General features: G+C 59.4%; 5 protein-coding genes and 1 pseudogene. All 6 read right to left on the reverse strand.

From position 1 onward, the window contains the following. Positions 1 to 340, reverse strand: a 340-nt coding sequence (locus tag KJ653_06990; protein MBU0685572.1) for an acetyl-CoA decarbonylase/synthase complex subunit delta, incomplete at its 3' end; no start/stop codon positions are given. A gap of 21 nt (positions 341 to 361) precedes the next feature. Beyond that, positions 362 to 2,554: a CO dehydrogenase/CO-methylating acetyl-CoA synthase complex subunit beta gene (cdhC, locus tag KJ653_06995; protein ID MBU0685573.1), complete on the reverse strand. Its 2,193-nt coding sequence runs from the start codon at positions 2,552 to 2,554 to the stop codon at positions 362 to 364. After that, positions 2,546 to 4,402 (reverse strand): annotated as a pseudogene (cooS, locus tag KJ653_07000) (anaerobic carbon-monoxide dehydrogenase catalytic subunit). The gene cdhC and the pseudogene cooS overlap by 9 nt, the downstream one beginning before the upstream one ends. Before the next feature lie 468 nt (positions 4,403 to 4,870). Continuing rightward, a complete protein-coding gene (locus KJ653_07005; GenBank protein MBU0685574.1) occupies positions 4,871 to 5,683 on the reverse strand; it encodes an AAA family ATPase in 813 nt (270 codons plus the stop codon). Positions 5,684 to 5,687: 4 nt separating this feature from the next. Next, complete coding sequence (locus KJ653_07010) at positions 5,688 to 5,885, reverse strand: CooT family nickel-binding protein (GenBank protein ID MBU0685575.1); 198 nt, start codon at positions 5,883 to 5,885, stop codon at positions 5,688 to 5,690. A gap of 43 nt (positions 5,886 to 5,928) precedes the next feature. Beyond that, on the reverse strand, positions 5,929 to 6,256 hold a 328-nt coding region (locus KJ653_07015), incomplete at its 5' end, for a hypothetical protein (protein ID MBU0685576.1).

Consider the following 6,256-nt stretch of genomic DNA (forward strand, 5'->3'; position numbering starts at 1 on the left):
CGGACCTGTTCTCCTCTTCGGGGTTGGCCGAGAGGAGCCTCAGGAGGAGCATGTCCGCGCCCCATTCGCTCCCGCACTTCTTAGCCCACTCGACGGGCTCTTTCATCACAGGGCCCATTGAGCGCATCAAATGGTCCGGTATCACCCTGGTCGTGTCGACGACGTCCATGGCCACGAGCGGCTTGTGTAGCACATCGCTCTCGAACATGTGGAACGGAAGGCCGTTCGAGCCGCCGGCGACAAGCCGCGCGCCCCTTGTGCCCCCCTGCTCACTAGTCGCGCCAATCGCCACTTCCCTGATCCTGCCCGGAAACTTCTCCTTAGGCACTTCGAAACCCATTCCGAAACCCCCGACCGAACATCAGCTCATCATAGGCGGCATCCTGAGGGCCGGATGCTCCTTCTCGCGTATCCAGCTAATCAGCTCATCGGGAGTGCGTGCCACCGTCTCGTCGGCAATCTTGCTGACGAAATCGGGAACTCCCAGCTCCTCAGCCCGCTTGTTCAGCTCCTCCTTCATGCCCTCCTTAAGGTCCTTTGGCATCCAGACTATGCGCAGGAAACCACCGTCCGCGCTGATGAACTTCTTGCTTACGAGATACTTCCTGCCCACGCCGATGAATCCGGGGGTCTGGATGCCACCCCCGATTGATCCCGCGAGGGTCGAGAACGACATGCCAAGAGGGGTCATGCCAGAGTACTCCCGGTTCACGACAACAACGCCCTGGAGGTCCGGTGAGACGCCCACGATGCACTCGAAACAGCCGCATGAGGTCATCGGCTCGTCCATCATGGTGTAGGCGCTGAATCGCAGAAGCTTGCCGTGCGTCTTCTCTGCGACGACCTCGTTCACGCCCACCCACTGGCCCTTCTTCTCGTCGATCGCCTCCTTCTTGGGGACAGGGTTGTTGGGTCCCGTGGGAGCGATCTGGAACGACGCCTTGGCGTCAAGCCAGTTGATGGCGCCGCAGAGCCCCAGCCGCTCGGGCGTGACGATGCATACATGGCCTGGGGCGAAGCTCTGGCAGAGCGTGCAGGTGTAGAAGATGTCCACGTTCTCATCCGTCAGGTTCGCGATCCTCGCGTCCCTCTCGGCATAGAATCCCTTGGCCTCATCAAGATGCTTCCTCAGCTCCGCCTCGTCCGTGACGATGTCGACCTCGATCTTGGACACGATGGCGCCGAACTCCTGCTTGAGCTTCGTAGCCAGGATGTCGCCGAAGTGCTTCAGCCTGAGGCCCGCCTTCACGGATGTCTTGCTCAGCCTTATCCAGAGGAGGTTCCTCTGACCAGTGTGCCAAGCGCCCTCGGCGAAGTTGACGAACTGGTGGATCCTGCGCTCAAGCACGGACTCGAAGTCCTTCTGCATGTTCTTGCCGTAGACCCTGACGAAGATGCCCAGGTGAGTTGTGGAGCCCTCTGGCATCTGGTCGACGTCCTTGCCGATGAGCGTGATCTTCCCGTCCGTGACCTCCTCCGACGGACACATCTTCAGCAGCTCGAACGCGAGTGTCTTGGATGGTCCGCCCGCCTCGATATACATGTCCGGCCGCCTGATGGTCTCTCCCTCGAATGCGGGACCGTAGGGCACGGGCAGGTTCATCGCCCCGAGCTTGATGTGGCAGCCGCGGACCTCGATCGCCGTGGCGATCATCTCGTCCATGTTCTTCTGGACGACGTACTTGTCGGGTATGGGCTCGACGTCCTGATCTGTGATGGTCGGCGAGCCGTTGAACATGACTGCGAACTCCGCGGCGACCTTGATGTAGTCCAATGGTCCGAGCTGCAGCACGAAGACCTTGGGCCTCTTGGACAGATAGTTGCGGAGCCCCTCGCGGTCGCCCTTCTGAATGCCTCCGAACGAGAGAGCCGCTCTGATGGCGAAGTTGAGTCCGTGTATTATCTGGGTGAACTCGCCCACCGGGTACAGCATCCTGTCCAGGCCCATGGAGATCTTCTCGTCCTTGAGCTGCTGGATGATGTCATAGGAGGCGACGATGAGCATCCCCTTGTTCTGGCAGTCCCGGATCATCTTCGCGAGCTTCTTCGGATCACTAGCCTTCCCGACGAACACCGCCGCGCCTGGGATGGTGTCGTCGACGAACGCAATACCTAGCTGCCTCAGGATCCTGTCCGGGACGAAACCGCAGTATGGCGTGCCCTCGTATGGTGTGGGGGTCTCGATGTACTTCAGCGCCTCGACCACTTCCGCGGCGATCATAGTCGCTTCTCCCGAGGCGATGGCGTTCTCTAGCGTCGGGCTCTCCACTATCTTGCCCCTGGCCTCGCCCAGCAATCTAGGCAGGTCCCCGAGCCTCGAGCAGTCTTTGCCGAGCCATGCGAACAGGCTGGGGAGCTGGTATCCCGTTTCAGGGAACTCGACCTTCTTCTCCGGGCCGAACTTGCGAAGCGCGCGGTTGAGGAGCACATCGGCGTAGCCGGTGGCGATGATTGATCCTTCGATCGCCATCTTGAAGAGCTGCTCCTTCGGGATCCTCTCGCCCTTGGGGATGCAGTAGGACTCGCGCTCCAACTCTGGATCGGTGATGCCCATCCGCCATCGTCTGTACTCTATGGCAGAGTACAATCGCTTCGCAGCCTCGCTCGGATCTGTCTCGAAGATGAAGTAGCCGCCGTAGACGTCCCTGGCAGTGTTCTCCAGGACCTCGGTGACTAGCGTTGAGCCGTAGTTGTAGTTCATCGTGCCGACATGGACAGGGAATCCCATCGCCACCGCCCAAGTCCCAATGGAGACGGCTTTCTCGTGCATCGCTTCCGGAGCTATCGCGACGAAAGGTATCTTGTCAATGTCCACGCCCATCCTGTTCGCTACCTCCGTGGCGAGGTTAGAGAATCGCGGATTGTCCACGCAGGAACCTATGTGCCAGACGCATGGCAGGCCTTTGATTCCAGCGGCCTCGCTCAGATCTGCCAGGAACGACTGCAGGCCATCTCCTGCGAACTCCTTGGTCTTGTCGGGGTCCATCATGCCCGTCTTCGCGAGCTCGATGGCGTTGCAGCCAGTGGCCATGAGGAGGACGCTGTGCTTCGCGAGCTCCTTTGCGATCGTCAACACGTCCTGGTCGTCCTTGGCGCGGGTGCTCTTGCACCCCGCGAACAGGGCGACCCCTCGTATCCTGCCGTTCGATATGTTATCGACAAGGTACTGGAACGGGTCATCGGGAGTCTTCTTCGAGAACAGGAGCTTCATCTGCTCCAGGCTGAATCCCGCCGTGACCTTCGCCGGCTTGACGGTGGGCAACAACCTCGTCTTGCCACGATGTCTGTAGGCCTCCATGGCCATATTCAGGATCTCGCGGGCGGACGACTTGGCGCGGTCGGGGGTGAACTCGATGTGTGTGTCCCCCACCAGCCTCGCGACCTCCTCGGTCGAGATGAGCTTCGTGTGGGTGCACCGCGCCAAGGTGGACAACGACGGCATGAAACACTGATAGTCCAGTACCATCGCGTCGAGAAGGCCGCTGAGCAGCACGAGCTCCTGGGACATCACGTTCGCAGCGATCGGGATCCCCTTTCTCATCAGGATCTCGTTGCCAGTGCAGCACACGCCGACGATGTTGAACCCCTCGGCTCCGACCTTCTTGGCCTCATCCTTCATCTCGCGCGCGACATCTACCATTATGTCGCTCAGGAGCGGGTTGTGGCCGTGCACCGCGACGTTGATGTACTTCTCGTCAAGCACGCCCAGGTTGGCCTCGCTGAGAACGAGCTTGGGCGTGCCGAAGAGCACGTCGCTGAGGTCGGACGAGATCTGGGCACCTGTGTAGTCCGCCAAGGCGCACTTGATTCCGCCGAACAGTAAGGGGACCGGATCCGCATCGACGCCCATGGCGGTCCTGTGCATGACGTCCGATATGGATGTCTCGATGTTGTTCGGCAGAACTGAGTGGGTATCCCATCTGTGAATCCTGCCTTTGGTGACGGTCGATATGAGGAACGAGAGCGGCTCGTCGGTGTACCTGGAGTAGTCCTCCAGAGCTTTCGTCGAGACAGTGCTGGCCAGATTCGAACCGTTCTTCCCGTCCGTCGGGAGCCCCAGCTTCTTGGCGATCTCCTCGAGCTTGGTCCTGTCGGTCACCTGGTAGTCCTTCGTCTTCCCTTCAGCCACATCGTGAAGCACGTGCGCGATCTCCTTGCCGTGCCCAGAGTGCGACGCCGCACCTCCGGCTATCATCCTGTCGATGTGGCGAGCGACCAGAGTGTAGTCGCGTGCGCCACAAATGCCCGTCGTGGGTTCCTTGCCCATAGGGTTGATCCTGCACGGCCCCTGGAGGCAGATCCTGCAGCAAAGGCCCAGTTGACCGAACCTGCACTGCGCCCCTTGGCTGGCCACTCTGTCGAGGACCGTGCTTACGCCGGCATCGTGAAGGGCCGAGAACATCGACGCACAGCTGCTGTCCCAACAATCACAGCTAAATTTGTCCTTTGTCTCCGAGCGCTCCGCACCCTTCTTTGATTTGTCACCTGAGCCGGATTCCAATTAGACAGCACTCCTGATATGCTCGACGACAGGAATGGCCGTGAACCCGCTTTGTCGCTCAGATGTGTGCCAATTCGACATGATCACGCTCAGTCTTCGAACAATCGACGGATTGGGGAATAGTCGGATGTGACCACAAATGGACAATAACGGATATGACCTTCCGTGAACGAACGCTCGCCCTTGACCGATCATGGCACCAAAACCACGAACTAGCTCCGCCCCATTCGTATCGAACATCTGGCTTACCGTTGACCACGGCCTCTGCAGTCGACATCTGACGAATGATGATGATTCTACTAAAACATTGTTATTGACGATGTTCGGCGCACGCCGACGCTGGCACATAGAAACGCCGACTGCAAGGATTCAAGCCTTGAATCCTTCAGAACCCAGGTACTTTGAGATTTCCTTCGAAAGCCGTCTGACGGCCTCCGTCCAGAGCTCGGCACCAGGCATTGCGAACGGGGATTGGCCCTCCAAATCGGATCGAGCGACGACATCCGAGGCGGGAAGAGAGACCATCAGCTGGAGGCCATGAGCGTCGAGCAGTCGGCTCAGCGACCGTTCCTGCTCGGCATCCTTGACCCTGTTAGCGACGACCCCCATTCGCTGAACGCCCATCTCACGAGACAGCTCTGCGACCCTTACGGCGGTCTCAACAGACCGAGTGCCTGGCTCCACGACGATCAGAAGCATGTCCACGCCTCTGCACGTGGACCGCCCGAACTGCTCAAGGCCCGCCTCCATATCGACAACGACGGCTTCATCCTTGTCGAGGATGATGTGCTCCAGAAGGCTGCGGAGGAGCGCGTTCTCCGGACAGAAGCAGCCGCCTCCGGCGGCTTTGATAGTGCCCAGAACAAGTAGCCTGACACCGTCGGCGCCGACCTCAGAATACCTGCTGGGGATATCGTCGACCTTCGGGTTCAGCCTGAAGAAGGGGCCCGTGGCCGAACCCGGCCTGGCACCGGTCCTCTCCTCGATGAGGTCCAGCTCTGAGGATATCGGCTTCGGGGAGCGCTCGGCGGGGATCTCAAGGACCGAGTGCAGGTGAGCGGAAGGGTCCGCGTCGACGGCGAGGACCTTGAGCCCATCCCTAGCCCAGATCCGCGCCAAGGAGCCTGCAATGGTCGTCTTCCCGACGCCGCCTTTGCCCGCGACCGCGACCTTTATGCCCAAACCATCATCCTGACCTGGGTTTGAGGATGATCTCGTGCTTCACGAGGTTCGCATCAACGATCTTGACCTGAGGCACTTCCTTCCTCTCGCCCAGCATGTCGATGCAGGTGATACCGTCATTGTTTACGATTATCCTTGCGGCCTCGGACATGACTACAACCCTTACTGAGCCCTTCATGAGATACACTGTGGATTCACACATAACTACCCCCCTGTCCTGAATCGACGATCGGTTGATCACATTCCTAGTCCATGGAGCAATTTGTTATCTGGCCAGCGATCTTCTTTGCCCTCTCATAGTTGTCCACGACGAAGACGAAAGTCAGCTTGTCACCATGCTGGCCCAGCAGATACGACGCCTCGAGCTGGACGCCACCATCCACGAGGTGATGAGCCGCCTTCACCCACATTCCAGGCCGGTTGTGGACCTCAACAATGAGGACGCGCTTCTCCTTGAACGGCAGGTCGGCCTTGATGAAGGTCCTCCGCACCTCGTCCTCGGACCCAGTGATGAACTTGATCAAGTAGTGTCCATCTGCTTTGGCAGTGGCGATGGTATTGAGATTGATGTCC

The organism is Candidatus Thermoplasmatota archaeon (assembly GCA_018814355.1).
In the GTDB taxonomy this organism is placed as follows: Archaea; Thermoplasmatota; Thermoplasmata; order UBA10834; family UBA10834; genus COMBO-56-21.

What these genes read in the sequence shown, in the direction of transcription:
- cdhC (MBU0685573.1), bottom strand. Translation starts at nt 2,554, where the DNA reads ATGGGCATCACCGATCCAGAGTTGGAGCGCGAGTCCTACTGCATCCCC.
- KJ653_07010 (MBU0685575.1), bottom strand. Translation starts at nt 5,885, where the DNA reads ATGTGTGAATCCACAGTGTATCTCATGAAGGGCTCAGTAAGGGTTGTA.